The sequence below is a fragment of the Streptomyces sp. NPDC014733 genome, from assembly GCF_043083385.1.
Taxonomy (GTDB): Bacteria; Actinomycetota; Actinomycetes; order Streptomycetales; family Streptomycetaceae; genus Streptomyces.
Window position 1 is genome coordinate 1 of the sequence record NZ_JBIBYO010000036.1, and the last position, 1,374, is coordinate 1,374.

The window sequence follows — 1,374 nt, forward strand, 5'->3', positions numbered from 1 at the left end:
GGCACCGTTGATCGCGAGGATCTCACAGTGGTGGAGGAGGCGGTCGATGATGGCGGTGGCCAGGACGTCGTCGCCGAAGACCTGTCCCCACTCGCTGAAACTTTTGTTCGAGGTTAGCAAGGTGGAGCCCTTTTCATACCGCTTGGAGAGCATCTGGAAGACGAGGTTCGCCTCGTCACGCTCCAGCGGTAGGTAGCCGACCTCGTCGACCACGAGGACGTTGGGCCGCAGGTAGGTGCGGAGTTTGCTGGCCAGGCGGCCGATGGAGTCAGCGGCTTTGAGCTGGCGGACCATGTCGTCGAGGGTGGTGAAGTAGATCGTGTAGCCAGCCCGGCAGGCGGCGACCGCCAGGGCGACCGCGAGGTGTGTTTTTCCTACTCCCGGCGGGCCCAGCAGGGCAACGTTGGCGTTGGCCTCGACGAACGCGAGGGACCCGGCCCTTGCCGGTGGGACGGTAGGCGGCCAGCACGTCGATGTCGAAGTCGTAGTGCCCGGCAAACGCGACGGCCTCCGGATGCAAAGGGACCGCCTCACCGGGTGCGACATGGCGGCGGACCACGGTCTTGGTCCGGTCGTAGACGATCACGCCGGGCACCCCGCCGTAGTGCGCGAACGCCCGGCGGTGGCACTCCCAGAAAGCCGCAAGGTTCTGGCTGGTGGTGAAGCAGCAGAACGGATCCCGAGAGTAAGAGAGGACCATGTGGAAGGAGTAGACCTTCGGGATCCCGACATGGGCCAGGATGCCGCCCTCGTCGCCCCAGTCGACCTGGGCCTGGGCGCCGGGCACCACCTCGAACCGGCGGTGGAGGCGGGCCAGCTCCCGCGGCGTGTATCCGAGCTCCTCCGCAATCCTGGGACGGGCCTGCTGCACATACATCTTGACGCGCTGGTAGTGGTGCGGGAAGCCGTACTGCTCGACCAGGCGCTCATGGACCACCGCGGCCTTCAGCAGCACCTCGGCCCGCAGCCAGGCATCGATCACATGCGCCCACGGCTTGATCACTTGATTGCCCATATCCGACCGCGGCGCCGGAGCCGGAGGCTTGGGAGGCCCGTCGCTCTCCAGATACTTCTTGACCGTGCGCCAGTTCAGACCGGTCTCCCGAGCGATCTCCGAAATGCTCGCGCCCGCCTCATGCAGAGCCCGGAAGCGCCGCAGTTCCAGCCACCGCTCAGGTTCCAGCAGCATGCCCGGGAGCCTCCCTCGTCGCCGCACAACGTCAGCGACAGGCTCCTCTCACCGCCCCGTGACCCGGCCCGACACGCCGGATCACCTCTGCAGATCAACCCGTACGCACCTCTGCATCAGAGCCCGTACGCCGACACCGGGCCGAGTGGCGGCCGGTGCCGGGACGCGGAGGTTCACAGAATCCG

The 1,374-nt window shown here is 66.9% G+C and carries 2 pseudogenes; both read right to left on the bottom strand.

The window, feature by feature from the left end:
• Positions 1 to 432: pseudogene (locus ACF1BH_RS30875) on the bottom strand (ATP-binding protein); the annotation flags it as partial.
• A pseudogene (gene istA / locus ACF1BH_RS30880) lies at positions 425 to 1,189 on the bottom strand (IS21 family transposase); the annotation flags it as partial. The pseudogenes ACF1BH_RS30875 and istA, both read right to left, overlap by 8 nt.
• Positions 1,190 to 1,374 lie beyond the last annotated feature (185 nt).